24 protein-coding genes are annotated in these 24055 nt (G+C 68.8%); 19 read left to right on the top strand and 5 right to left on the bottom strand.

Annotated features, from left to right (window positions below; translation table 11 throughout):
• The first annotated feature begins 2 nt into the window (after positions 1-2).
• The 8 genes from lepB to I5I_RS03870 all read left to right on the top strand — a co-directional run bounded on the left by lepB (position 3) and on the right by I5I_RS03870 (position 6508).
• On the top strand, positions 3-665 hold the full coding sequence (gene lepB, locus I5I_RS03835; RefSeq protein WP_083867925.1) for a signal peptidase I: 663 nt from the start codon (positions 3-5) through the stop codon (positions 663-665).
• Positions 662-1321, top strand: coding sequence for a ribonuclease HII (locus I5I_RS03840; protein ID WP_036316629.1), 660 nt, complete (start codon positions 662-664; stop codon positions 1319-1321). Before lepB ends, I5I_RS03840 begins: the two co-directional genes overlap by 4 nt.
• A gap of 53 nt (positions 1322-1374) precedes the next feature.
• Positions 1375-1698 (top strand): DUF2469 family protein, encoded by a 324-nt coding sequence (locus tag I5I_RS03845; protein WP_005050243.1) that lies wholly within the window; start codon positions 1375-1377, stop codon positions 1696-1698.
• A gap of 116 nt (positions 1699-1814) precedes the next feature.
• Entirely contained in the window at positions 1815-2174 is a 360-nt protein-coding gene (locus tag I5I_RS03850) for a YraN family protein (protein ID WP_036316630.1), read from the top strand.
• Positions 2171-3703, top strand: a complete 1533-nt coding sequence (locus tag I5I_RS03855; RefSeq protein ID WP_036316633.1) for a YifB family Mg chelatase-like AAA ATPase — start codon at positions 2171-2173, stop codon at positions 3701-3703. The genes I5I_RS03850 and I5I_RS03855 overlap by 4 nt, the downstream gene beginning before the upstream one ends.
• Entirely contained in the window at positions 3700-4911 is a 1212-nt protein-coding gene (gene dprA, locus I5I_RS03860) for a DNA-processing protein DprA (protein WP_036316635.1), read from the top strand. Before I5I_RS03855 ends, dprA begins: the two co-directional genes overlap by 4 nt.
• 91 nt (positions 4912-5002) lie before the next feature.
• A complete protein-coding gene (locus tag I5I_RS03865) occupies positions 5003-5899 on the top strand; it encodes a tyrosine-type recombinase/integrase (RefSeq protein WP_036316638.1) in 897 nt (298 codons plus the stop codon).
• Between the two features lie 21 nt (positions 5900-5920).
• Positions 5921-6508, top strand: a complete 588-nt coding sequence (locus I5I_RS03870) for a hypothetical protein (RefSeq protein WP_036316640.1) — start codon at positions 5921-5923, stop codon at positions 6506-6508.
• Here I5I_RS03870 and I5I_RS03875 read toward each other — a convergent pair.
• Entirely contained in the window at positions 6493-7077 is a 585-nt protein-coding gene (locus tag I5I_RS03875; RefSeq protein WP_239640011.1) for a murein hydrolase activator EnvC family protein, read from the bottom strand. The genes I5I_RS03870 and I5I_RS03875 overlap by 16 nt on opposite strands.
• A gap of 289 nt (positions 7078-7366) precedes the next feature.
• Between I5I_RS03875 and rpsB the strand changes: the two genes are divergently transcribed.
• The 9 genes from rpsB to I5I_RS03920 all read left to right on the top strand — a co-directional run bounded on the left by rpsB (position 7367) and on the right by I5I_RS03920 (position 13952).
• Positions 7367-8236: a 30S ribosomal protein S2 gene (gene rpsB, locus I5I_RS03880; RefSeq protein WP_036316642.1), complete on the top strand. Its 870-nt coding sequence runs from the start codon at positions 7367-7369 to the stop codon at positions 8234-8236.
• Positions 8237-8325: 89 nt separating this feature from the next.
• Positions 8326-9153 (top strand): translation elongation factor Ts, encoded by an 828-nt coding sequence (gene tsf, locus I5I_RS03885; RefSeq protein WP_036316645.1) that lies wholly within the window; start codon positions 8326-8328, stop codon positions 9151-9153.
• Positions 9154-9244: 91 nt separating this feature from the next.
• On the top strand, positions 9245-9964 hold the full coding sequence (gene pyrH, locus I5I_RS03890; RefSeq protein ID WP_036316647.1) for a UMP kinase: 720 nt from the start codon (positions 9245-9247) through the stop codon (positions 9962-9964).
• 56 nt (positions 9965-10020) lie between these two features.
• Positions 10021-10575, top strand: a complete 555-nt coding sequence (frr, locus tag I5I_RS03895; protein WP_036316663.1) for a ribosome recycling factor — start codon at positions 10021-10023, stop codon at positions 10573-10575.
• Between the two features lie 4 nt (positions 10576-10579).
• Positions 10580-11602: a phosphatidate cytidylyltransferase gene (locus tag I5I_RS03900; RefSeq protein WP_036316648.1), complete on the top strand. Its 1023-nt coding sequence runs from the start codon at positions 10580-10582 to the stop codon at positions 11600-11602.
• Positions 11599-12165 carry a DivIVA domain-containing protein gene (locus I5I_RS03905; protein WP_036316650.1) on the top strand — a complete coding sequence of 189 codons (567 nt, stop codon included), beginning with the start codon at positions 11599-11601 and terminating at the stop codon, positions 12163-12165. Before I5I_RS03900 ends, I5I_RS03905 begins: the two co-directional genes overlap by 4 nt.
• A gap of 183 nt (positions 12166-12348) precedes the next feature.
• The gene (locus I5I_RS03910) at positions 12349-12951 is read left to right on the top strand and encodes a hypothetical protein (RefSeq protein WP_036316664.1); all 603 of its coding nucleotides are present in this window, start codon (positions 12349-12351) and stop codon (positions 12949-12951) included.
• Positions 12952-12955: 4 nt separating this feature from the next.
• Positions 12956-13237: a hypothetical protein gene (locus I5I_RS17430; RefSeq protein WP_036316652.1), complete on the top strand. Its 282-nt coding sequence runs from the start codon at positions 12956-12958 to the stop codon at positions 13235-13237.
• Between the two features lies 1 nt (position 13238).
• Positions 13239-13952, top strand: a complete 714-nt coding sequence (locus I5I_RS03920) for an alpha/beta hydrolase (RefSeq protein WP_036316654.1) — start codon at positions 13239-13241, stop codon at positions 13950-13952.
• Positions 13953-13955: 3 nt separating this feature from the next.
• On the opposite strand, the gene I5I_RS03925 is transcribed toward I5I_RS03920, so the two are convergent.
• Positions 13956-15035, bottom strand: a complete 1080-nt coding sequence (locus I5I_RS03925) for an AI-2E family transporter (RefSeq protein WP_036316666.1) — start codon at positions 15033-15035, stop codon at positions 13956-13958.
• A gap of 167 nt (positions 15036-15202) precedes the next feature.
• On the opposite strand from I5I_RS03925, the gene I5I_RS03930 reads away from it, so the two are divergent.
• On the top strand, positions 15203-16960 hold the full coding sequence (locus tag I5I_RS03930; protein WP_083867927.1) for a glycosyl transferase: 1758 nt from the start codon (positions 15203-15205) through the stop codon (positions 16958-16960).
• Positions 16961-17887 carry a tetratricopeptide repeat protein gene (locus tag I5I_RS03935; protein ID WP_036316657.1) on the top strand — a complete coding sequence of 309 codons (927 nt, stop codon included), beginning with the start codon at positions 16961-16963 and terminating at the stop codon, positions 17885-17887. It begins immediately after the preceding gene.
• Between the two features lie 32 nt (positions 17888-17919).
• Here I5I_RS03935 and glgB read toward each other — a convergent pair whose 3' ends face one another.
• The 3 genes from glgB to glgX form a co-directional block, all read right to left on the bottom strand.
• Positions 17920-20058, bottom strand: a complete 2139-nt coding sequence (gene glgB / locus I5I_RS03940; protein WP_036316659.1) for a 1,4-alpha-glucan branching protein GlgB — start codon at positions 20056-20058, stop codon at positions 17920-17922.
• Entirely contained in the window at positions 20055-22022 is a 1968-nt protein-coding gene (locus I5I_RS03945; protein ID WP_036316669.1) for an alpha-1,4-glucan--maltose-1-phosphate maltosyltransferase, read from the bottom strand. Before I5I_RS03945 ends, glgB begins: the two co-directional genes overlap by 4 nt.
• A gap of 188 nt (positions 22023-22210) precedes the next feature.
• Positions 22211-24055, bottom strand: a 1845-nt coding sequence (gene glgX / locus I5I_RS03950) for a glycogen debranching protein GlgX (protein ID WP_036316671.1), incomplete at its 5' end; no start/stop codon positions are given.

Genomic DNA, 24055 nt, shown 5'->3' on the forward strand with positions numbered 1-24055 from the left:
TGTTGGTGATCGTGGTGATCGCGGTGGTCGTCTCGTTCGTCATCAAGACCTTCCTGGTGCGCTCCTTCTACATTCCGTCGGGCTCGATGGAACAGACGCTGCTCATCAAGGACAGGATCCTCGTCGACGAGCTCACGCCGCATTTCGGGGGGTACCAGCGCGGTGACGTCGTCGTCTTCCGCGATCCCGGCGGATGGCTGCCGCCGGCGCCGGCGACCCCCGCCCAGCCGCCCCTGGCCCAGGCCGCCGATTGGCTGCTCTCACTCGTCGGCATCACAGCCTCGGACAGCGATGAGCACCTCATCAAGCGGATCATCGGCGTGGGCGGCGATCACGTCGTCTGCTGCAACGCGATCGGTCAGGTCACGGTCAACGGGACACCGATCGATGAGACCCCCTACCTGAATCTGTCTCCCGGCCAGAGCGCGCCGCAGCCGGTACCGTTCGATGTCGTCGTACCGCAGAACTCGCTCTGGGTGATGGGCGACAACCGCGACCACTCCCGCGACTCGCGCTACAACATGGATCAGCCCAACAAGGGGTTCGTGCCGTTGGGCAACGTCGTCGGGCGCGCTTTTCTCATCACCTGGCCGTTCGACCGCTTCGGCACCATCGACGGGCACCATGCCGTCTTCGCGGGGGTGCCGGCCCCCGGCGCCGGATGAGTGTCATCACGCCGCGGCTGACCGTCGAGCGACGCCTGCTGCGTGAACATCCGATCGTCATCGCATGCGATGAGGTGGGGCGGGGCGCCCTTGCGGGTCCTGTCGCGGTCGGCGCGGCGGCGATCGGAGCTGCGGGTGTCCGGCGGCGGATCCCGGAGGGGCTGCGGGACTCGAAGCTCGTCGCCGCGCATCATCGGCACGCCGTCGCCGCGCGAGCGGCCGCCTGGGTCGACGCGTCTGCGGTCGGCTGGGCGAGTTCCGCAGAGATCGACGAGGTCGGGATCATGCGTGCGCTCGGGCTCGCGGCGTTGCGCGCCCTCGCGGATCTGCGCGCGCAGGGGTGCGTTCCCGACGAGGCGATCGTCATTCTCGACGGCAACCACGACTACATCACCGCGGCGGGCGGGACGAATCTGCGCGTCCAGCCGATCGTCAAGGCCGACCGCGACTGTGCGTCGGCCGCGGCCGCCTCGGTCGTGGCGAAGGTTGCGCGCGACGACCTGATGATGCGCCTGCACGACGAGCACCCCGTGTATCTGTGGGAGCGCAACAAGGGCTACGCCAGCCTCGAGCACCGCAGCGCGATCCGTTCGCACGGTCTCAGCCCCCACCATCGGGCGTCCTGGGCGATCGCGGACGCTCCCACGTTGTTCTGAGCGGATGCCGCGGCATCCGCTCCGCTGCTCCGCCCGCATAGGATGGGATCACCATGGACGACGAGGGCTTTGACGACTACGACCGCGAACTCGAGCTGGCGCTGTACAAGGAGTATCGCGATGTCGTCTCGCAGTTCGCGTACGTGATCGAGACCGAGCGACGCTTCTATCTCGCGAACGACGTGAATGTCGTGCGCCGCGACACCGAGCACGACTTCTACTTCGAGATCTCGATGACCGACGTCTGGGTGTGGGACATCTATCGCGCGGATCGTTTCGTGAAGTCGGTGCGCGTGCTCACCTTCAAGGACGTCAATGTCGAGGAGATGCAGCGCCGGGACTTCCAGCTTCCCGACGAGCTCGCTCTCGACTCCTGACCCGCGCGTCCCTCAGATCGCCTCCTCCTCCTCCCCACTCCTGCCTTGTGCGGGAATGTCCACCGAACGCCTGAGATCCCGAGGTGCGCGGCGGACGGGCCGGCACGCTTGTTCTCATGGCAGCCAAGGATGAACGCGGACGGTCGGGCGAAGCGCGAGCGGCGCAGTACCTGAGCGATGCCGGGTACACGATCCTCGCGCGCAACTGGCGTTGCGCTGTCGGAGAGATCGACATCGTCGCTCTGCGCGACGACGAGGTGGTCATCGTCGAGGTGAAGTCTCGACGCTCCGACTCGTACGGCCATCCGTTCGAAGCCGTCGATGCGCGAAAGCGCGCGCGGCTGTGGCGTCTGGCGACCACGTGGGCAGCCGTGCACCCCGCCGCCCGCGGTCGTCGCCTGCGCGTGGACGTCATCGGCGTCACCGGCCACGACGCGACGACTGCGCGTATCGAGCATCTCGAGGATGTCCGATGACGGTGGGCAGGACCTGGGGGGTCGTGTTGACGGGGCTCCGCGGTGATCTGGTCGAGGTCGAGGCCGACCTGTCCAGCCAGACACCGGCATTCGTGATCATCGGGCTCGCCGACAAGGCGATCGCCGAGGCGCATCAGCGGGTGCACAACGCCTGCGCCAACAGTGAGCTGCCTCTGCCGCGGCGAAAGCTCACCGTCAACCTGTCGCCGGCCAGCCTTCCCAAGCAGGGCTCCGCGCTCGACGTGGCGATCGCGGTTGCTGCGCTCGCCACTGAGCACGATCTCGATCGCGCCTCGCTCGCACAGACGGCCCACATCGGCGAACTCGGACTCGACGGTCGACTGCGGCCCGTCGCCGGGGTGCTGCCGGCGGTCGCGGCCGCTGCCCGGATGGGCATCCGCAGAGCCGTGGTGCCGTTCGCCAACCGAGAGGAGGCTGCGCTCGTGGAGGGCGTCGAGGTGCTGGGCGCCGTCTGCCTCCGCGATGTGGCACGCTGGCACGGCCTCGACGTCGACGAGGTGTCGCTCGAACCCGTTCCGCACCCGGGGGTGGGAAGCGCGCCGTCCTCCGCCGCCGTCCCCGATCTGTCCGACGTGATCGGGCAGGCCGACGCGGTCGACGCGCTGACAGTCGCGGCAGCGGGTGGGCACCACGTTCTCATGAGCGGTCCGCCCGGTGCGGGCAAGACGATGCTCGCGCGGCGGCTGCCCGGCATTCTGCCCGGTCTCGATGACGATGATGCCGTGCAGGCGGCGTCGTTGCGCTCGCTGGCGGGGGAGCGGGTCGACACGCTGAGTCGGACGCCGCCTTTCGAGGCGCCCCATCACAGCGCCAGCGCGACGGCGCTGATCGGAGGTGGAAGTCGCACCGTGCGGCCGGGCGCCATCGCCCGCGCGAGCGGGGGAGTCCTCTTCCTCGACGAGGCTGGCGAGTTCGCCCCGCACGCGCTGGACGCGCTGCGTCAGCCTCTCGAGTCGGGACTGATCGAGATCCACCGTGCCGGCTTTCGTGCAGTCTTTCCGGCACGTTTTCAACTGGTGCTCGCGACGAACCCGTGCCCGTGCGGCAACTACGGCGTACCGGCCGCCGAATGCACGTGTCCGTCTCTGGCGATCCGGCGCTACCTCGGAAAGCTGTCGGGTCCGCTCCGTGACCGCATCGACATCGAACTCGGGCTGCGGCGGGTCTCGAGCGCGCAGAGCGCGACGTCGACCGCAGTCACCTCGTCGGCGCAGGTCCGGGAGCAGGTCGGTAGCGCTCGTGAGCGCGCCCGCCACCGTCTGCGCTCGACCCCCTGGCGCACGAACGCACAAGTGTCCGGTCCCTGGCTGCGCAACGGCCCCCTGGCCGCGGATCCCGACATCCGCCGGCCCCTGGATGCCGCGCTGCACCGCGGCGCGCTGACCTTACGAGGCTACGACCGTGTATTGCGCGTGGCGTGGTCGGTCGCAGATCTCGCCGGTCACGATCGGCTGCGCGCCGCTGATATCGGGCGCGCGCTCTACCTCAAGAAGGGTGTGGAGGCATGAGCATCAGGCCCGAAGCCGACGCCGATCGTGCGGCTCTTGCCGGCCTCGTCGGCGAGGGACTGTCCGACGAGCAGATATGCGCCGCGTCGGCAGCGGCGATCTGGTCGACGCTGGTCGAGCCGGGCGACGGCACGGCGGGTGCGCTGATCGCGCAGTACGGTGCGGTCGAAGCGCTGCGGCGTGTCGAGGTCGACAGCACGACGGCACTCGCCCGCGGCGCGGGGCTCACCGAGCAAGACGTCAGCGCGGCGCGAGCCCGTTGGCTGCCCCGACGCGGTGACGTCGACCGCGCCTTGGCAGCCGCACGTCGAGCGGGAGCTCGACTCCTCATGCCGGGCGAGGACGTCTGGCCGCGCGCGCTCGACGACCTCGGAGTGCATGCACCCGTGTGCCTGTGGGCGCGCGGTGACGCCGACGCGCTCTCGGGCCACGCCGCTCTCGCGCTCGTCGGCGCCCGCGCCGCAACGGCGTACGGCACGCAGGTCGTGACAGAGCTCGCCGCAGAGGCGGCGACAGCCGGAGTGGTCGTCGTCTCCGGCGCGGCCTACGGCATCGACGCTGCGGCGCACCGGGGGGCACTGCGAGCCGACGGCACGACGGTCGCTGTCCTGGCCGGCGGCGTCGACCGCCCCTACCCTTCGGGTCACGACGAGCTGATCTCGGCGATCGTGCGGACGGGAGTCGTTCTCGCCGAGGTCCCGTGCGGCACGGCCCCGACCAAGTGGCGCTTCCTCGCGCGTAACAGGATGATTGCGGCGTTGGCGGGCGCGACGATCGTCGTCGAAGCTGCCCACCGCAGCGGTGCGCTGAACACCGCCCACCACGCCGCTGCACTCGGACGCGCCCTCGGCGCCGTTCCGGGGCCCGTCACGAGCGCCGCATCGGCCGGCTGTCATCGGCTTCTGCGCGACGCGGACGCCGTGTGCATCACCTCCGCCGCTGATGCCTGGGAGCTGCTCGGAATCCTGGGCGGCCCCGGCGGCGAACCCGATGCTGACCATGGGGAGCGCATCGACGAGCGCACCAGAGTGCTCGACGCGCTGAGCGGACGCCGCGCACGGGCGACCGCGGAGATCGCACGCCTTTCGGGGCTCTCAGCAGCAGAAACCAGCAGCATCCTCGGGCTGCTGGACCTGGATGGACGTGTCGAGCGCCTCCCGGACGGGTGGCGACGGCGGTCGGGGCCCGGAGCCGCGCGACTGTGGTGATGCCTTCCCCGTGGGAACCTCGTGTCGGCGAAGGGCGTCGTCGTCGGTGCGCCGTCTCCCATGCTGTCGTCGTGCGCGAGATGCTGATGCGGTGAGACTCTCCGACGCCGCCGACGCGTATGCGCGCGAGCTCTCGGACGTGCGCCGACTGTCCCCGGCCACCGTGCGCGCGTACAGCGCGGACCTGCGCGATCTCCTCGCGGTGATCGGTGACCGCGAGCTGGCCGATGTCGATCTCGAACATCTGCGGGAGTGGCTGTGGGTGGCAACGCGTCGCGGCGATGCGCGGTCGACGCTGGCGCGGCGAACGGCGGCCGTCCGCGGATTCTTCGCGTGGGCTCGGCAGACGGAGCGCATCGGCGCCGATCCGTCGCTGCGTCTGGTGGCGCCGCGACGCGGGCGGCCGTTGCCGAAGGTGGCGACGGCACCGGCGATGGCCGCCGTTCTCCGGGACGCGGAGGTGCGCGCTGACGGCGGCGATGCCCTTGCGCTGCGGGATGCGGCGCTCGTCGAACTGCTCTACGCCTCCGCTCTTCGCGTGTCCGAGCTCTGCGGAGCGGATGTCGACGACATCGACCGCGACCGCCGCACGGTCCGCGTCGTCGGGAAGGGCAGAAAGGAGCGTGTGGTGCCGTACGGTTCTCCCGCCGCCCACGCACTCGACGCCTATCTGGCGCGCGGACGACCCGCGCTGGCGGCCCGCGGTTCCGGCACGCCGGCGCTGTTCGTCGGAGCTCGCGGGGCGCGACTCGGTGCCCGCTCCGCCTATGACGTGGTCGCACGCGTCGTTGCTCCCGCGGTCGGACAAAGCGTGGGGCCCCACACGCTGCGCCACTCGGCCGCCACGCATCTGCTCGACGGGGGAGCCGACCTTCGCACGGTGCAGGAGATGCTCGGACACGCCAGTCTCGGGACGACCCAGATCTACACGCACGTGTCGGCGGAGCGACTGGCCGCGGCGTACCGCCTCGCTCATCCACGCGCGTAGACGGAGCACTACCCTGCTCTCATGAAGATTCGCGTGCTCGCCGTCGCTGCCGCCGTCATCGCCGCGTCTCTTCTCGCCGGCTGTGCAGGCGAGGGCGCGCCCCGACGCACCGTTGTCCCGACCTCGCACGCCACCTCCGCCTCCACCCCCGACGCCACCTCCGCCCCGACGCTGCCGGCATCGGGCCCGGATACCGGGGCACCGACCAGTGCCGTCTCGACCACCCCGGTCGCGTGCACGAACGGACTCGCCACCGTCGCTGGCGCCGCGGGACGGTACGCGCTGTCCGGAGACTGCGCGGCGGTGACGATCGCCGGCAACGACCTCTCCCTGCAGATCGACGGATCGATCGGAACGATGACGCTCCAGGGAGACCGCAGTCATGTCACCGGTGGGGCCGACGTGTCGACGATGGTCGTCGAAGGGCAGGACAACTCACTCGCCATCGCGAAGGTCGACGACCTCACGATCCGCGGGCAGCGCAACAGCATCACCAGCACCACGGATCTGCCGCGCCTGCAGATCGCGGGGACCAACAATACGGTCGCCGCCGCCGGTGTGGGCAGCGCCGAGGTCAGCGGAACCGGCAACACCTATCCCGGGTCCTGACCGACCTCGCAGCACGGCAGCAGCACCGCTCGCGGCAGCCCGCCCAGCAACCGGAGCGGATTGAGATAGACGTCGTCGCGGCGGGCTCCCAGATGCAGGTCACCGGGCGTCGTGTGACCACCCAGCCCCACGGTGCCCACCCACTCGCCGCGTTGCACCCGCGCTCCCACCGGCACGCCGGCGTGCACGGGCTCCATCGTCGATACCAGTCCATCGCCGTGGTCGATCGTGATCAGCGGGCGATCGACCACCACCCCGGCGAAGGCGACGATCCCGTCGTCGGGTGCCCGCACGTCCGCGCCCACGTCGCTGGACAGATCGATGCCTCGGTGTCCGGGTCCGTAGGCATGGGCGGGCGCACGGTAGGCCACCGTGATGAGCGGCGGCGAGACCGGCCACCCCCACCGCCCGCGCATGTCGTCGGAGGCATCCGCCGCGACCAATGCGCCCTGCCCTCCGCTGCCGGCGGCAGCGGAGGCACCGCAGACGAGGCCGAGGCTCACCGCCAGCACCGCGATACTCGCCGCGCCGACGCGCCTGGCCACATCACCCCGTCGGTGCCCGTTCATCCCTTCAGCCTCCGCGCCGACGCCGACGGACCTCGACAGCCACCGACATCTGTGGACGGGCGGGGTGCGCCGCCCGTCGGGGGAGGAGGCCCTGCGGCTGATACACTGAGTGAGCACCCCGCTGGTCGGGGTGACTCCGCGTGCCCACAGCGGCGCCGTCCTCGGACGGATGCCGCGGCATCCACACCCTGAGGTCTCCCCGCGACAGCGGTGAGCGGGTGTGCGCCGGGCACCAGGCGCACGGGACCATCCGGTCCTCGCGATCAACCCAACGAAAAGGAGAACGGCCATGGCCGTCGTCACCATTCGCCAGCTGCTCGACAGCGGCGTGCACTTCGGACACCAGACCCGCCGGTGGAACCCGAAGGTGAAGCGCTTCATTCTCACGGAGCGCTCCGGCATCCACATCATCGACCTGCAGCAGTCGCTGTCGTACATCGACAAGGCGTACGAGTACGTGCGCGAGACGGTCGCCCACGGGGGCACCGTGCTGTTCGTCGGCACCAAGAAGCAGGCTCAGGAAGTCATCGCCGAGCAGGCGACGCGCGTGGGCCAGCCCTACGTCAACCAGCGCTGGCTCGGCGGCCTTCTGACGAACTTCTCGACCGTCAGCAAGCGCCTCGCCCGCATGAAGGAGCTCGAGGAGCTCGACTTCGACAACCCGGCCGACAGCGGCTTCACCAAGAAGGAGCTCCTGCTCAAGAAGCGTGAGCTGGACAAGCTGCACAAGTCACTGGGCGGTATCCGCAACCTGCAGAAGACGCCCTCCGCGATCTGGGTCGTCGACGCCAAGCGCGAGCACCTCGCCATCGACGAGGCAAAGAAGCTCGGCATCCCCGTGATCGGCATCCTCGACACGAACGCCGACCCGGACGAGTTCCAGTTCCCGATCCCGGGCAACGACGACGCGATCCGCTCGGTGGGCCTGCTCACGCGCATCATCGCCGACGCCGCCGCCGAGGGTCTCATCCAGCGTCACCAGCCGACCGACGAGTCCGCCGACGCCGAGCCCCTCGCCGATTGGGAGCGCGAGCTGCTCGAGACTCCCGTCGTCACGGACGTCGCCGAGGTCGAGACCATCGCCACCGAGTCGGCCGCCGACGCCGCGGGCGCCGAGGCCAAGGCCGAGGGCGACGCCGCAGCGACCGCTGCCGAGTAAGACCACGTCGCCGGTGCGAAGCCCATCCTGAGGGACGGCTTCGCACCGGCATCCCACGAGAACTCACGACACGCAAGGAGCCACCACCCATGGCAAACTTCACCATCGCCGACATCAAGGCCCTGCGCGAGCAGCTCGGCACGGGCATGGTCGACACCAAGAAGGCGCTCGAGGAAGCCGACGGCGACCTCGAGAAGGCCGTCGAGATCCTGCGCCTGAAGGGCGCGAAGGGCAACGCGAAGCGCGCTGACCGCTCGACGAGCGAAGGCCTGGTCACCGCTGTCGAGAAGGACGGCAAGGTCACCATCCTCGAGCTGAACACCGAGACCGACTTCGTCGCCAAGAACGAGCGCTTCATCGCGCTGGCCGACAAGGTCCTGGCTGCGGCCGCGGCCGTGGGCGCCGACTCGGTCGAGGCGGCTCTGGCCGCGGATGCCGAGGGCAAGACCGTCGCCGACCTCATCTCCGACGAGGCAGCGATCATCGGCGAGAAGGTCGAGCTGCGTCGCGTGCGCACGATCGCGGGTGACAAGTTCGAGATCTACCTGCACAAGACGAGCAAGGACCTCCCGCCGCAGGTGGGTGTCGTGCTCGCCTACACGGGGGACGACGCCGAGACCGCGCGCTCGATCGCTCAGCACATCTCGTTCGCCAACCCCACGTACCTCTCGCGTGAGGACGTCCCCGCCGAAGAGGTGGAGAAGGAGCGCGAGATCGTCACGGAGATCTCCCGCAACGAAGGCAAGCCGGAGGCCGCGCTGCCGAAGATCGTCGAGGGTCGCGTGAACGCGTTCTTCAAGCAGGTTGCTCTGCTCGATCAGGACTACGCGAAGGACAACAAGCTGTCCGTCGCCAAGGTCGCCGGTGACGCCGGAATCACGATCACCGACTTCGCCCGCTTCAAGGTCGGCGCGTAAGTCGCCTCAAGGGGTCCGCATTCACCGAATGCGGACCCCTTTTCCATGCCCCGCCTTCGATAGTCTGCATCTCGACGAGAGGAACCCCCCTGTGACCGATGAGAACACCGGACGCCGTCGCGTCCTCCTGAAGCTGTCGGGAGAGGCCTTCGGAGGAGGTCAGCTCGGGGTCAACCCCGACGTCGTCGGTCAGATCGCGCGCGAGATCGCCGCGGCGGTCGATCGGGTGGAGATCGCCATCGTCGTGGGCGGCGGCAACTTCTTCCGCGGTGCAGAGCTGAGCCAGCGCGGCATGGACCGTGGACGTGCCGACTACATGGGCATGCTCGGCACGGTGATGAACGCCTTGGCGCTGCAGGACTTCCTCGAGCAGGCGGGAGCTGCGACACGCGTTCAGTCCGCGATCTCGATGACCCAGGTCGCCGAGCCCTACATTCCTCGGCGGGCGGAACGCCACATGGAGAAGGGCCGGGTCGTGATCTTCGGTGCCGGCGCCGGTCTTCCCTACTTCTCGACCGACACGGTCGCCGCCCAGCGCGCACTGGAGATCGGGGCGGACGAGGTGCTCGTCGCCAAGAACGGCGTCGACGGCGTCTACACGGCCGACCCCAAGACCAATCCCGATGCCGAGCGGATCGACACCATCACCTATCGCGACGCCCTCCAGCGCGGGCTCAAGGTGGTCGACTCGACGGCCTTCAGCCTCTGCATGGACAACGGCATCGACATGCGCGTGTTCGGCATGGAGCCGGCCGGCAACGTCACGCGCGCGCTGCTCGGCGAGTCGATCGGCACGCTCGTCAGCGTCTGAGCGACGGGGCGCCCCGCACTAGACTCGATCTGACGTACCGAACGAATGGAGTGACCGTGATCGCCGAGATCCTGGCCGACACGTCCGCCCGCATGGACCGCGCCGTGGAGGCCGCGAAGGACGACTTCGCGACCGTGCGCACGGGACGCGCGAACCCCCAGCTCTTCCAGAAGATCCTGGTCGACTACTACGGGTCGCCGACGCCGCTGTCGCAGCTGGCGTCGCTGAACACGCCCGAAGCACGCACGCTCGTCGTGACGCCGTACGACAAGTCGGCACTGAAGGCGATCGAACAGGCGATTCGCGACATGCCGAACCTGGGCGCGAACCCCACGAACGACGGCAACATCATCCGTGTCACGATGCCCGAACTGACGGCGGACCGCCGCAAGGAGTACGTGAAGCTCGTGCGCTCGAAGGGTGAAGACGCGAAGGTGCACCTCCGCGGCATCCGTCGCAAGGCGAAGGACGAGCTCGACGCTCTCAAGAGCGAGGTCGGCGAGGACGATCTCGTTCGCGCCGAGAAGGAGCTCGACGGCGTCACGCGCAGCCATGTCGACGAGATCGATGAGGCTCTGAAGCGCAAAGAAGCCGAGCTTCTCGAGGTCTGAGGACGTGCCCACCACCGACTCGCCAGGGGATGCCGGGACCGGAGGCGCTTCGGACCCGGAGGGGGATCGTACGCGCTCCGCAAGCCCGGCGAGCTTCCAGGCTCACGTGCGCGCCGCGCGCACCGAGATCGAGCACCAGATGGACCGGGCTCGGGCGGACTTCGAAGAAGTCACAGATCGCATCAACGCGCGCACCGGTCGCAACCTTCTGATGGCGATCCTCATCGGCCTCGCCGTCGGAGCGGTCGTGCTGGGCTCGTTGCTCTTCATCAAGTGGCTCTTCCTCGTCTTCGCCGTGCCGGTGTGTCTGCTCGGAGTGTTCGAGTTCAGCCGCGCGTTGCAGACGGCGGGCCGGCGCGTCGATGTGTGGCCGCAGATCGTCGCCGGCGCGGTCATCATGCTGTCGGCCTTCTTCGCCGGCCACCTGACCCATTGGGCGCTCACCTTCGGCGCTGTCACCGCGGTGATCGTCTGGCGGCTTCTCGCCCAGATGGTGGCTCGTGACGGCCGCCGCTACGGCGAGGTCCTCGGCGATGTGCTGATCGCCGGCTTCCTCCCGCTGTACGTGCCGTTCCTGGCCAGCCTCGCGCTCGTCCTGCTCCGCCAAGACCAGGGCGAGTACTGGGTGCTCGGCATGCTGATCGCGGTCGTCGCGACCGACACCGGGGCCTACGCGTCCGGGCTCGCGTTCGGATCGCATCCGATGGCCCCGCGCATCAGCCCGAAGAAGACCTGGGAAGGGTTCGCCGGGGGAGCCGTCGCGACGCTCGTCGCCTCTGTCCTGTGGGCGCTGTTCATGCTCGGCATCCCGTGGTGGGCCGGCGTGGTCTTCGGACTGCTGATCTTGGGATGTGCAACGGTGGGCGACCTCGGCGAGTCGATGATCAAGCGCGATCTGGGCATCAAGGACATGAGCTCGTGGCTGCCGGGCCACGGCGGCGTACTCGACCGACTGGACTCGATTCTGCCCTCCGCCGCAGCCGCTCTCGCCCTTTACTTCCTCTTCTTCCCCCTGGTGGTCTCATGAACGACGCCCCCGAGACGAGCGCGACGCCGTTTCCGCTGACAACCGGCCGCACCCGCGGCTACCGTGCGGATGCGGTCGACGACTTCCTCGCCCGTGCTCGCGCCGCGTTCGAGTCCGGCGACTCGACGGAGATCGATGCGTCGGCCGTTCGCACGGCCGCGTTCCCGCTGGTGCGCCGCGGATACCAGGTTGCGGCGGTGGATGCCGCGCTCAGTCGCATCGAAGACGCGTTCGCCGCCCGTGAGCGCGAGCAGGCGCTGTCGCGCCGTGGCGCTCGGGCGTGGGTCGGACAGTCGCGCAAGCTGGCCCAGGAGGTGCTCGATCGCCTCACCCGCCCCAAGGGGCGCCGCTTCCGTCGTGTCGGGCTGCTGCGCTTCGGCTACCGGGTCGACGAGGTCGATCTGGTCGCCGACAAGATCGCCCGCTTCCTCGAGAATGGCGAAGCCGTGACCGTCGACCAGGTGCGTTCCGTCGCCTTCCGCATGCAGCGGCGGGGCTACAGCGAGGCGCAGGTCGACGCCGTCCTCGACGCGACGGTCGAGGTCATGCTCGCCGTCGTCTGAGCGGACCCGCCTGACACGCCCAACGCCGGGCGCTAGAATCGGAGGACTGTGACTGCCGACGCCGATCTGACGCCCGCCAGCGCCGACGTCCCTGCGACGCGTGCCGCGCGGAGGAACCACGCCGCCGCGCGTCGCGTCCGTCCAGCCGCGACGACGGCAAAGTGGTCGCGCCGACGCGGCGTCATGAGCGTCTTCGCAGTCCTGGCCGTTCTCGGCTTCGGCGCCGCCTACATCGGCCCGATGACGGCGGCGAGCCCGCGCGCGCACGCCGCAGAGGTGGCTCCGATCTCCCTCTATGCGTCCACCATCGCGAACGCACAGGCTTACCTCGCGGCATCCGACCAGACAGTCGGACTCGGACGAGACGGCGTCGTGTACAGCGTGTACGTCACACCCAAGCCCACCCCCACCCCGACGCCGTCAGCGGCGACGGGGTCGTCCGCGTCGAGTTCGTCGTGGTCGCCTCCGTTCGTCGCACCCGATCCGGGCACGGCGCAGTCGATCGCCTACGCCATGGTGCAGCAACGCGGTTGGGGCGACGACGAGTTCGCCTGCCTGGTGGCGCTGTGGAACAAGGAGTCCGGATGGCGTGTGGGCGCGTACAACGCCGGAAGCGGTGCCTACGGCATTCCGCAGGCGCTTCCGGGAAGCAAGATGGCATCCGCGGGCGCCGATTGGGAGACCAACCCCGCCACGCAGATCGCCTGGGGTCTCGGCTACATCGGCGGACGCTACAGCAGCCCGTGCGGGGCGTGGTCGCACTCACAGTCCACGGGGTGGTACTGAGAAGATGCCGCGCGCGAACCGACGGCAGCCCTCACCAGCCGACGATTCGTTCGATCGGCTGCTGAGCGGCTGGAAGCGCACCGAGAGCCGGCGCGGCGCGGAATGGACCGTACAACCCGTGAGCGCCGTACAGGCGCAGAAGAACTACACGTGTCCCGGGTGCGGTCGGTCGATCCCGCCCGGCACGGCCCACGTGGTGGTGTGGCGTGCCGATGGCGTCCTGGGCGACGCCGCGGATCTGGCCGCGCGTCGGCACTGGCACACGGCTTGTTGGAAGGTGGCATGAGATGGAGATTCGCGGACCGGTGCTTTTGCCCGCCCGGCGTGAGGAGATCGAGCTTCAGACCCTCGACGGGTTGACCCTCGTGGGCGAACTCGCCCTTCCCGAACAGCGCGACCCCGTCGCGACGCTCGTGACACTGCATCCGCTGCCGACGGCCGGCGGGTTCATGGACTCGCACATCCTGAGAAAGGCAGCCGGACGGCTGCCGGCTCTGGCCGACCTTGCGGTCCTGCGCTTCAACACGCGCGGCACGACATCGCCTCGCGGAACGAGTGAGGGGGCCTTCGACGGCGGACGCGCCGAAGAGTTCGACGTCGCCGCGGCGCTCGCTTTCGTCGAGGCGCGAGGGCTGCCGCATCCTTGGCTGGTGGGATGGTCTTTCGGTACCGAGCTCGCTCTCAAATACGGCCGGGATCACGCGATCGACGGCGTCATCCTGCTCTCGCCGCCGTTGCATCGTGCGACGGCAGAGGACGTCGCCGCGTGGCAGGGGGAGTCTCGGCAGCTGGTGGCGCTGATCCCGGAGTTCGACGACTACCTTCGCCCGGAGCAGGCTCGGGACCGCTTCGCGCCGGTCGACCACGCGAGAGTGATCGCCGTCGACGGGGGCAAGCATCTCTGGGTGGGGGAGACACAGACCCGCCGCGTTCTGACGGAGATCGTCGCAGCCGTCAACCCGGACGCGCTGCCCCTCGCCACCGAATGGGACGAGGGATAGGACTCAGCGCTCGTTCTGACGGGGAATGATGACCTGCCGGTAGATGATCAGGACGCTGGCCGCGACGGGAATCGCGATGAGCGCGCCGAGAAGCCCGAGGAGGGCGCCGCCGGCCAATGCGGCGATCACGACGACGGCGCCGGGCACCGACACCGCACGATTCATGATGCGCGGCGACAGGATGTAAGCCTCCACCTGCATGTACACGACGTACCAGACGAGTGCCACGATCGCCGTCAGAGGCGAGCTGAGCCCGGGGATGAGACAGGTGAGCACGATGATCGCCGAGCCGGTGAGGGTGCCGACGAGGGGGATCAGCGAGAAGAAGAACGCGATCACCGCCAAGACGGCCGGGAACGGGGCGCCGATGATCGAGAGGAACGCGGCGCTGAGCACACCGTTGATCGCACCGAGCGTGACCTGACCCATGACGTAGTGACCCACGGATGCGGTGATCTGCTCGGAGAGATCGATGTATCGCGCGCGCTTCGAGGCGGGCACGAGCTGAGCGGCAGCCGCCTTCAGCGAAGGGGTCGAGGCCGTGAAGTAGATCGTGAGGATCAGGATGATGATCGCGCCGGTGATGAGCGAGATGATCGAGGCGCCGATGCCGAGGATCACGTTGCCGGCAGAGGTGCCGATCTGAGCGAAGTCCAGGCTGTTGAACCAGTCGGATGCGTACTTGAACGCCATGTCGACGTCCAGCGCGGGGAAGGTCGAGTGCAGCCACTTCGACAGATCGTCGACGGGGTTCCATGACCCGTTGACGGCGCTGTCGATGAGGCGCTGGACCTGTGTGATCAGCTGCGCGATCTGCCCCACGAGGACCGGGATGACGATCAGCACGATGCCGGTGAACACCGCCAGCACGGCGGCGAAGGTGATCAGAAGCGCTGCCCACCGCGGCAGACGGCGGCGCTCGAGCCAGCTCACGAGAGGATCGAGGCCGAGCGCCAGGAAGAGAGCCGTCCCCACGTACAGCAGAATCGTCGACAGCGACTGCACGCTGGAGATGAGCAGGATGCCGACCCCGACGCCGAGAGTGGCGACGAGAGCCGTTCGGAACGGATGCTGCAGCTTCATGGTGATGTCAGAATACGCACCGAGCGGCGCTTTTCCCGTCAACACGGCCACGCAGTTCCACCGCAGAGCGAGGGCGCTCCCGGGCGACGCACAGCAGGATGTCGCTAGGCTGGAATGTCGATTGCGCGCCGCGATCCCGTCTGCGGTGCGCGCGGGAGGTGTCTTACGTGCGTTTCGTCTGGGCTGTGACAGCCTTCGTGCTGGCTGCGGTCATGATCGGTGCCGGCATCGCCCAGCGCACCGTGCTGCAGGGTCCGCGCACCGAGAGCGAGACGATCTCCGTCACCGGCGACGCGCCGTACATCCTGATCGACGGCAGCGTGCTCAACAGCCACAGCGGATCGCAGACTCTCCGCGTTCAGGAAGCGGGCACGATCTTCGCGTCCTACGGGCGCACGGCCGACCTGAAAGCGTGGTTGACGCCCTCGTCGTACACCCACGTGACCCTCGACGGGGGCGCCACCACGACGACAGCGGTCGCGGCGAAGAACCCGCCCGCGGCCGGCAGCGCGCCGATCACGCCCGTCGGCTCGGACCTCTGGCTGGACGAGTTCCAGCAGGACGACGTCCTCATCACCCCTCTGCAGCTTCCCGCGGACATGAGCCTGCTCGTCGCCACTGACGGAGTGAAGCCGGCACCGAGCAGCCTCACCCTCAGCTGGCCGACGGGCGCGACCACTCCCTGGGCGGGGCCGCTCATCGTGCTGGGCAGCATCTTCCTGCTGGTCGGCATCATCGTGTACGTCCTCGGCGTGCGACATGCGCGCCGATCGCGGGGACCGCGACGCAAGGGCCTTCCCATGCCCGTGACAGAGCCCATCGACGTCGCGGTCACGGGTGCCGACAAGGGTGTCATCAGCGCCACGCCCTCGCGGCGTCAGCTGACGCGCGGCAAGCGCGCACTGCTCGCGGCTCCGGCCGTCGGCGTCGCCGCGTTGCTGTTCACCGGCTGCACCGCGGACGCATGGCCTCAGCTGGCCGGCACCCCGACCCCCACGGCATCCGAGAGCGTCGTCGTGCCGCAGGACCAGGGACAGCCCGCCGTGACGCAGCAGCAAGGCGAGCGCATCCTCACGCGGATCTCCGAGCAGGTGGCGAAGGCAGACGCCGCGAAGGATCCCGCGGCGGCCGCGCTGCGGTTGACGGGATCGGCACTGGCGGCTCGAGAGACCGACTACAAGCTGCGCGACGTCGCCGGGCACACCGCGCTGAACGCCGTGCCGGACAAGCCGGTGAAGATCATTCTCCCCGAGGCCTACGACGGGTGGCCGCGCACGTTCTTCGCTGTCATCGAGACGGGGGACGTCATTCTGAGCGTGACCCAGGAGGACCCCTGGTCTCCGTACAAGGTGAGCAGGGAAGCCGAGCTGGTGTCGCAGGCCAGTCTCAACCTCGCGCCCTCCTACGTCGGCGCGATCTCCATCGACCCGGACTCGCCGTTCCTCGCGCTGGCTCCCAACAAGGTGGCCGCGGCCTACGCCGACATCCTCACCAACGGCGACAGCAGCGCGTTCGCAGCACAGTTCGACTCGACGAACGACCCCTTCCGCAAGCTGGTCGCGGACAACCGCGCCACGCGACTGCAGGCGTTCAATCAGACCGGGGCGCAGACCGGCACGCTGACCTACGCCGCATCCGCCGGCCCGGACGAACCCATCTCGCTCGCCACGCTGGATTCGGGAGCGATCGTCGCGGTGACCGTGCATGAAAGCGACACGGTCAAGCCCACGAACACCGACGCGGTCATCAAGCTCGACAACAACGCAATCGTGCAGACCCTCACCGGAGTGAATCAGTCCTCGACCGGTTTCACGACGACGTTCGTCGACCAGCTCTTCTTCTTCGTCCCTTCTCAGAGTTCCAGCAAGCGCATTCAGCTGCTGGGATACTCGACCTCCATCCTCGACGCGAAAGTAGCCCCCTAAGTGAGCGATCCCACCTCGGGCGCCGTGCTGCGCGGTGCCGTCGACCTGTCGTCTTTGCGTTCGCGCCCGTCGGCCCCGGCCGGTGCGGCGGCGCCGGCCGCGGGCTCCCGCGCGTCGCTGATCTTCGATGCCACCGACGAGAGCTTCGGCCAGGTGCTCGAGCTGTCGCGATCCGTGCCGGTCGTGGTCGACTTGTGGGCCGAGTGGTGTGGCCCCTGCAAGCAGCTGAGCCCGATTCTCGAGAAAGTCGTGACCGAGCTCGACGGACGTGTGGTGCTCGCCAAGGTCGATGTCGACGCGAACCCTCAGCTCGCCCAGGGCTTCCGGGCGCAGTCGATCCCCATGGTCGTCGCCCTCGTCGCGGGGCAGCCCGTTCCGCTGTTCACCGGCGCGGTGCCGGAGCAGCAGGTCCGCGACGTCTTCGCCCAGCTGCTGCAGCTGGCTGCCCAGAACGGCGTCACGGGCACGGTCCCCGTCGACGGGGCGTCCGAGCCGGAATCCGACGAGCCCGTCCTGCCCCCGCGGCACCAGGAGGCGTTCGATGCGATCGAAGCGGGTGACTACGCGCGCGCCGTCGCGGCGTACGAAGCGGCGCTCGCGGAGAACCCGCGCGACGAGGAGGCTCGGGCCGGTCTCGGCCAGGTACGTCTCCTGCAGCGCGTCCAGGGCCTGGATCTGCAACAGGCGCGGGATGCCGCGGCATCCGCGCCCCGCGACATCGATGCGCAGTTCGCCGTGGCCGACCTCGACGTCGTCGGCGGTCACGTCGACGACGCGTTCGCGCGCCTGCTCGACCTGTTCGCCGTGCTCCCCGCGGATGAGCGCGGCGCCGTACGCGACCGCCTCGTCGAGCTCTTCGGACTGATCGGCGACGGCGACCCGCGCGTCATCCGCGCCCGTGGTCGTCTGACCTCACTGCTGTTCTGACACGGAACGTTCCGGCACCGGTCGCCGGCTGTTCAGGCGGAGCGGCCGAGCCAGAGCACGCCGAGCGGCGGCAGAACGAGCGTCGCGCGCCCGTTGTCATCGGCGTGCACGGTCCCGAAGTTGCCCACTCCGGAGCCGCCGTAGGCCTCCGCATCGGAGTTGAGCAGTTCCCGCCACGCTCCGCCGGCGGGCAGGTCCAGGGCGTAGTCGTGAAGGGGAACACCGGAGAAGTTGCAGATGACGACCACGGTGTTGCCCCGGTCGTCATCCCGCGCGAAGGCGATGACGTTCGGGTTCCAGGTGGGGGCCCCGAGGCGCCGGAAGGCGGAGCCGTCGCTGTCGCGCGCCCACAGCGGTGAGTTCTCCCGGTAGACGCGATTGAGCGCAGCCACGAAGTCGAGGAGCTGACGGTGCGGCGGCTGATCGAGCATCCACCAGTCCAGTCCTCGCCCCTCCGACCATTCGGACAGCTGCCCGAAGTCCTGGCCCATGAACAGCAGCTGCTTGCCCGGATGACCCCACATGTACGCCAGGAAGGCGCGGGTGTTGGCGAGCTTCTGCCAGTGATCACCCGGCATCCGTGTGAACAACGTGCCCTTCCCGTGAACGACCTCGTCATGGCTGATCGGAAGGACGAAGTGTTCGCTGAAGGCGTACACGAAGGAGAAGGACAGTTCGCCCTCATGATGGCCGCGGTACATGGGGTCACGCTTGATGTACTCGAGCGAGTCGTTCATCCAGCCCATGTTCCACTTGAGGCCGAAGCCGAGGCCTCCGGCGCTCGTGGGCGCCGTGACGCCCGGGTAGCTGGTGGACTCCTCCGCGATCATGGCGATGCCGGGGTAACGCTTGTATGCGGTGGCGTTGACCTCCTGGAGGAACCGGATGGCCTCCAGGTTCTCGCGACCGCCGTAGATGTTCGGCTCCCACTCGCCGGCTTCGCGCGAATAGTCGAGGTAGAGCATCGAGGCCACGGCATCGACGCGCAGACCGTCGACGTGGAACTCCTCGAACCAGTACAACGCGTTGGCCACGAGGAAGTTGCGCACCTCGTTGCGGCCGTAGTCGAAGATGAGCGTGCCCCAGTCCTTGTGCTCGCCACGGCGGGGATCGGGGTGCTCGTAGAGGGGGTCGCCGTCGAAGCGGGCGAGAGCGAAGGCGTCTTTCGGGAAATGGCCCGGAACCCAGTCCATGATGACGCCGAAGCCGCCCTTGTGCAGGCGGTCGATCAGATAGCGCAGGTCGTCGGGGCTGCCGAAACGGCTCGTCGGCGCGTAGTAGCCACTGACCTGATAGCCCCATGAGCCGCCGAACGGATGCTCGGCCAGCGGCAGGAACTCGACGTGGGTGTAGCCGGTCTCGGTGAGATAAGCGATCAGGGGCTCGGCCGCGTCCCGGTAGCCGAGTCCGGGTCGCCACGACCCGAGGTGGAGCTCGTACGTCGACATCGGCTGGGACAGGACATCGCGGCCGGCGCGGGCGGCCATCCACTCCTCGTCGCCCCAGCTGTACGCGCTTTCGGTCACGACGGAGCCGGTCGCCGGCGGGACCTCGGCACGCTGGGCCATCGGATCGGCCTTGAGAATCCAGCCGCCGTGGCGCGTGAGGATCTCGTACTTGTAGACCGTGCCGGCAGTGAGCCCGGGCACGAACAACTCCCAGACCCCGCTGGAGCCGAGGCTGCGCAGCGCGTGCCCCTGGCCGTCCCACGCGTTGAAGTCGCCGACCACGCGAACCGCGCGCGCATTCGGAGCCCACACGGCGAACGACACACCGCTGATGCCGTCGTAATGACGCACGTGCGCGCCGAGTGCCTGCCAGAGCTGCTCGTGCCGACCCTCCGCGATCAGGTGGCGGTCGACGTCGCCCAGGGTCGGAAGGTGACGGTAGGGATCGTCGACGCGGTAATCGGCACCGCCCTCGTAGGTGGCCACCAACTCGTAGGCCCGCGGCTGTGTCGGGCTTTCGCCCTCCCAGATTCCTCCGCGCACGTGATCGAGCGCGATCTCGGTGCCGTCGTCCGCGACGGCCGTCACCGACGACGCCATCGGCCGACGTGCACGGATGACCCACGATCCATCGGCGCGCTGATGCGGACCGAGGACGTCGTGCGGGGCGTGATACGAACCCGTCGCGACCGTGTCGAGGACCTCGTCCGAGATATCGCTCATCGCGTCTCCTTCACGTGCAGGATGTGAACGGGTTCGTCGAATGCGTCGAGACGGACGAAGTTGTCCTGATTCCAGGTCCAGCTCGCGCCGGTCACGAGGTCTTCGACGACGTAGTCGGCGCCGCGGGCAACGCCGAACACAGTGGAGTCGATGTGCACCGTGGTCTGGCGGGTCGAATGCGGGTCGACATTGGCGACGACGATGATCGTGTCGTCCACGCCGTCGACGCTCAGCGCCGCGGGAAGGTGCTTGACGTAGACGAGGATCGCGTCATCGTCGCTCCAGTGGAGAGAGACGTCACGCAGCTGTCGCAGCGCCGGATGAGCGCGGCGGATCTCGTTGAGGCGCGTCAGGTAGGGCGCGATGGAAAGGCCCTGGGATGCCGCGGCATCCCAGTCGCGCAGCTTGTACTCGTACTTCTCGTTGTCGATGTTCTCTTCCGACCCCGGCCGGGCCACGTTCTCGATCAGCTCGTAGCCGGCGTACACGCCGTAGGAGGCGCCGGCGGTGGCGGCCAGGGCTGCCCGGATCTTGTAGGCGGGGCGCCCCCCGTACTGGAGGTACTCGGTGAGGATGTCAGGCGTGTTGACGAAGAGATTGGGCCGCATGAAGTCCGCGGTGTCGTGGGACACCCAGCGAAGGAACTCCTCCAACTCCGCCTTGGTGTTGCGCCACGTGAAGTACGAGTAGCTCTGCTGGAAGCCGGCCTGCGCGAGCGCCTGAAGAGGAGCTGGACGAGTGAAGGCCTCGGCCAGGAAGATCACGTCCGGGTGCTCGGCATTCACCGTGGCGATGAGCCATTCCCAGAACTGCAGCGGCTTCGTGTGCGGGTTGTCCACGCGGAAGATCTTCACGCCCTGCGCGATCCAGTGCCGGACGATGCGGAGGACTTCGGCGCGAATGCCCGCAGGATCGTTGTCGAAGTTGATCGGGTAGATGTCCTGGTACTTCTTCGGGGGATTCTCCGCGTAGGCGATCGTGCCGTCGGGCAAGGTGGTGAACCACTCCGGGTGAGCAGCGACCCACGGGTGATCGGGCGCCGCCTGAAGAGCGAGGTCGAGCGCGACCTCGAGTCCCTCGGTCCGCGCCGCACGGACGAAGGCCCGGAAGTCTGCGAGGGTGCCCAGGTCGGGGTGCACCGTGTCGTGGCCGCCGGCTGCCGACCCGATGGCCCACGGCGAGCCGGGATCGCCCGCGGCGGCGGTCAGCGTGTTGTTGGGTCCCTTGCGGTTGACCTCGCCGATGGGGTGAATCGGCGGCAGGTACAGCACGTCGAAGCCCATCGCGGCGACCGCCGGCAGCCGCTTGGTGGCCGTGCGGAAGGTGCCGCTCTTGATCGATCCGTCCTTCAATCGCTTCGCGCCCTCGGACCGAGGGAAGAACTCGTACCAGGCGCCGACGCCCGCGCGCTCCCGCTCCACGAGCAGCTCGAGGTCGGGGCCCACTGTGACGAGCGACTGCAGGGGACGTGCGTCGAAGTACGCGGCGATCGCGGGGTCGCGGACGATGGCCAACGCCTCGTCATCGCTCGTCCCCGGGTCGCGCAGCGCGCCGGCGGCAGCGCTCAACGCCTTGCGTTCGGCTGCCGGGCGATCCTTCTCCCGCGCCGCATCGGCGAACAGTCTCGCGCCCATCTCGCGCATGAGCGGGGTGTCGACCCCCGCCGCGATCTTCACGTCCGCCGCGTGCTCCCACGTCGCGACATCGTCGCCGAACGCTTCGAAGCGGAACCGCCAGATGCCCTCTTCCAGGGGAGCGATGTCGACGCTCCAGCGGTCGAAGCCGTCGCCGCGTGCAGACAGCCGGTGCAAGGACTCCTCTCCGGAGGGGGAAAAGAGGCGCACGTGCACGCCGATGAGGTCGTGGCCCTCGCGGAAGGCGGTGACGGTGAACGGAACGGCTTCGCCGGAGAAGGCGGATGGCCGAAACAGCGCGTCCGGCACGGACGGGTGCGGCAGTGCCATCGGGATCCGTCCCGCCCGCGTGTCGGTGACGCCCCGCCAGACGGTGACCGGGCGGACCGGAATCTGTGCAGCGCTGCGCAGCGTCGTCGCGCGAGGAGGAACGGAGGGAGCGGAGCGCGTCGTCGAAGCCACGTCTCGAACCTACCGCCGAACACCGAACGGGCACACCACTCGGCGTCCGGTTCGCGTCATTGCATCCGGAACAGATGCAGAGCGGTTCCGGGGAGGGTGAGCACGGCGCCCGGCGCGAACAGCGGCTCGGTCGTGTCGGGACGGTCAGGCACGCTGGACCACAGTGACACGTAGCCGCTCACGCCCTCGATCGTGGGAAGCGTGACCTCGACCGGCCTCTCGGTGCCGTGCACGACCAGGAGGATCCGGTTCGGGTCCTCCTCTTCCGGCGTGGATGCCGCGTCATACTGCAGGGTCCGGTGAGCGGGATCGGTCCACCGCTCGATCGACATCGTCTCGCCGTTCTCGTCGTACCAGTCGATGACCGACGCGCTGGGGACGACGTGAGCGTCGCGGGCGAAACGGCGCGGTCGCAGGGCGGGGTTGTCGCGGCGCAGCTGAATGAGACGGCGGACGTGGGCCTGCAGGTCCTCCTGCCAGGGTGCGTGCTCCCAGTTGACCCACGTGAGAGGAGAGTCGTGGCAGTAGGCGTTGTTGTTCCCTCGCTGGGTCCGGCCGGCCTCGTCTCCCGCCGTCATCATCGGCACGCCGGCCGACAGCAGCAGCGTTCCCATGAGGTTGCGCATGGCCTTGCGGCGCGTCGCGAGGATCGTGTCGTCGTCGGTGCGGCCTTCGGCGCCGTGGTTGAAGGACCGGTTGGTGTCGGCCCCGTCACGGTTCTGCTCGCCGTTGCCGAGGTTGTGCTTGACGTCGTAGGAGACGAGGTCGCGCAGCGTGAACCCGTCGTGCGCCGTGACGAAGTTGATGCTCGCGAGCGGCCCGCGTTCCGCGGTGAAGGTGTTCGATGAGCCGGCGAGCCGCGTCGCGAACCCTCCGATGCCGACGGGGGATGTCGACGCGCGGCGGGCGTAGTCGATGTCGCTCAGCCAGAAGTTGCGGACGCGGTCGCGGTAGCGGTCGTTCCATTCGGCCCAGCCGCTCCCGAAGTTACCCGTCTGCCAGCCGCCCATACCGACGTCCCATGGCTCGGCGATCATCTTCAGATCCGCGAGCGCCGGGTCCTCGACGATGGCCCGCAGCAGCGGGTGATGGGGATCGAAGGCGTTGTCACTCCCACGACCGAGGGTCACGGCCAGGTCGAAGCGGAAACCGTCGATCTGCACGTTGTCGGCCCAGTACCGCAGGGAGTCCAGCACCAGACGCGCGGCGGCGTCGGTCGCCGTGTTGACGGCGTTTCCGCAGCCTGTGACGTCGATGTACGCGCCGTCGTCTTCCTGTCGGTAGTAGCCCCGGTTGTCGATGCCGCGGAAGCTGGATCTCGGTCCGCCCAGACCGAGCTCGGACGTGTGGTTGTACACCACGTCGAGGATGACCTCGATGCCCGCCGCATGGAGGTCGCGCACCATGGTCTTCACCTCCCGCAGCACGGCATCCGGGCCGGCGGCGACGGCCTCCGCCGTCGCGTACGGGGCGTGTGCGCTGAAGAAGTTGAGAGTGTTGTAGCCCCAGTAGTTCGTCAGTCCCTGATGCAGAAGACGGGGCTCCGTCTCGAACGCGTGGATCGGCAGGAGTTCGACGGCCGTCACGCCGAGATCCCGCAGGTGCGCGATCATCGCCGGATGGCCGAGTCCCGCGTAAGTGCCGTGCAATGCCGGCGGGATGTCCGGGTGCCGCTTGGTGAGACCCTTCACGTGCGCCTCGTAGATGACGGTGCGGTCCATCGGCGTGTGTGGGCGCGGCACGTCGTTCCAGTCGAATGCGTCATCGACGACGGCCGCGCGCCACTGGCCGATGCGCACGGGCACGAGTCCTCGCGCATAGGGGTCGAGGAGCAGGCTCTCCGGGTTGAAGGTCTGCCCGGGACCGGACGGTCCTGTCACGCGAAGCGCGTAGCACGCCCC

The sequence above is a fragment of the Microbacterium sp. B24 genome (genome assembly GCF_000333415.1).
Classification (GTDB): Bacteria; Actinomycetota; Actinomycetes; order Actinomycetales; family Microbacteriaceae; genus Microbacterium.

Excerpts from the sequence above, each read along its gene's own strand:
- I5I_RS03870 (WP_036316640.1), top strand. The coding sequence starts at position 5,921 with ATGAAGATTCGCGTGCTCGCCGTCGCTGCCGCCGTCATCGCCGCGTCT.
- I5I_RS03875 (WP_239640011.1), bottom strand. The coding sequence starts at position 7,077 with ATGAACGGGCACCGACGGGGTGATGTGGCCAGGCGCGTCGGCGCGGCG.
- tsf (WP_036316645.1), top strand. The coding sequence starts at position 8,326 with ATGGCAAACTTCACCATCGCCGACATCAAGGCCCTGCGCGAGCAGCTC.
- I5I_RS03945 (WP_036316669.1), bottom strand. The coding sequence starts at position 22,022 with ATGGCACTGCCGCACCCGTCCGTGCCGGACGCGCTGTTTCGGCCATCC.
- I5I_RS03920 (WP_036316654.1), top strand. The coding sequence starts at position 13,239 with ATGGAGATTCGCGGACCGGTGCTTTTGCCCGCCCGGCGTGAGGAGATC.
- I5I_RS17430 (WP_036316652.1), top strand. The coding sequence starts at position 12,956 with ATGCCGCGCGCGAACCGACGGCAGCCCTCACCAGCCGACGATTCGTTC.
- I5I_RS03905 (WP_036316650.1), top strand. The coding sequence starts at position 11,599 with ATGAACGACGCCCCCGAGACGAGCGCGACGCCGTTTCCGCTGACAACC.
- I5I_RS03925 (WP_036316666.1), bottom strand. The coding sequence starts at position 15,035 with ATGAAGCTGCAGCATCCGTTCCGAACGGCTCTCGTCGCCACTCTCGGC.
- I5I_RS03850 (WP_036316630.1), top strand. The coding sequence starts at position 1,815 with ATGGCAGCCAAGGATGAACGCGGACGGTCGGGCGAAGCGCGAGCGGCG.
- I5I_RS03845 (WP_005050243.1), top strand. The coding sequence starts at position 1,375 with ATGGACGACGAGGGCTTTGACGACTACGACCGCGAACTCGAGCTGGCG.
- I5I_RS03840 (WP_036316629.1), top strand. The coding sequence starts at position 662 with ATGAGTGTCATCACGCCGCGGCTGACCGTCGAGCGACGCCTGCTGCGT.
- dprA (WP_036316635.1), top strand. The coding sequence starts at position 3,700 with ATGAGCATCAGGCCCGAAGCCGACGCCGATCGTGCGGCTCTTGCCGGC.
- rpsB (WP_036316642.1), top strand. The coding sequence starts at position 7,367 with ATGGCCGTCGTCACCATTCGCCAGCTGCTCGACAGCGGCGTGCACTTC.
- I5I_RS03910 (WP_036316664.1), top strand. The coding sequence starts at position 12,349 with ATGAGCGTCTTCGCAGTCCTGGCCGTTCTCGGCTTCGGCGCCGCCTAC.
- I5I_RS03855 (WP_036316633.1), top strand. The coding sequence starts at position 2,171 with ATGACGGTGGGCAGGACCTGGGGGGTCGTGTTGACGGGGCTCCGCGGT.
- glgB (WP_036316659.1), bottom strand. The coding sequence starts at position 20,058 with ATGAGCGATATCTCGGACGAGGTCCTCGACACGGTCGCGACGGGTTCG.